This is a genomic window from Bacillus sp. 01N45, assembly GCF_056399205.1.
This window is the reverse complement of the sequence record NZ_JBFTQW010000040.1, coordinates 1-675: the sequence shown is the minus strand read 5'-3', so window position 1 is coordinate 675 and position 675 is coordinate 1. Positions and strand designations below refer to the sequence as shown.

At 47.4% G+C, this 675-nt stretch carries 4 tRNA genes and 2 rRNA genes; all 6 read left to right on the top strand.

From position 1 onward, the window contains the following. A 23S ribosomal RNA gene (locus tag AC1DMU_RS29505) occupies window positions 1–119 on the top strand; the annotation flags it as partial. A gap of 100 nt (window positions 120–219) precedes the next feature. Beyond that, window positions 220–335, top strand: a 5S ribosomal RNA gene (gene rrf, locus AC1DMU_RS29500). An 8-nt stretch (window positions 336–343) separates the two neighbouring features. After that, window positions 344–418 (top strand) — tRNA-Asn (locus AC1DMU_RS29495). Between the two features lie 2 nt (window positions 419–420). After that, window positions 421–512: transfer RNA gene (locus AC1DMU_RS29490), tRNA-Ser, on the top strand. Window positions 513–529: 17 nt separating this feature from the next. Then, a tRNA-Glu gene (locus AC1DMU_RS29485) sits at window positions 530–604 on the top strand. A gap of 13 nt (window positions 605–617) precedes the next feature. Beyond that, a tRNA-Val gene (locus tag AC1DMU_RS29480) sits at window positions 618–675 on the top strand.

Below are 675 nucleotides of genomic sequence, written 5' to 3'. Positions count from 1 at the left end.
AGATTTCCCATAGCGTAAGCTAGTAAGATCCCTGAAAGATGATCAGGTTGATAGGTTCGAGGTGGAAGCATGGTGACATGTGGAGCTGACGAATACTAATAGATCGAGGACTTAACCATATAATATGTAGCAATGTTATCTAGTTTTGAGAGAACATAAAAAACTTGTTGACTTTTAAAGAAAATAAGTTATAATAATGATTGTCTCAAAAGAATAATGTCTGGTAATGATGGCAGAGAGGTCACACCCGTTCCCATACCGAACACGGAAGTTAAGCTCTCTAGCGCCGATGGTAGTTGGGACCTTGTCCCTGTGAGAGTAGGACGTTGCCAGGCAATATTATTCCGCAGTAGCTCAGCGGTAGAGCTATCGGCTGTTAACCGATCGGTCGTAGGTTCGATTCCTACCTGCGGAGCCATTGGAGAGCTGTCCGAGTTGGCCGAAGGAGCACGATTGGAAATCGTGTATACGTCACAAGCGTATCAAGGGTTCGAATCCCTTGCTCTCCGCCATAGGATTTATAATATTTGGCCCGTTGGTCAAGTGGTTAAGACACCGCCCTTTCACGGCGGTAACACGGGTTCGAATCCCGTACGGGTCACCACTTTTGGAGGATTAGCTCAGCTGGGAGAGCACCTGCCTTACAAGCAGGGGGTCGGCGGTTCGATCCCGTCA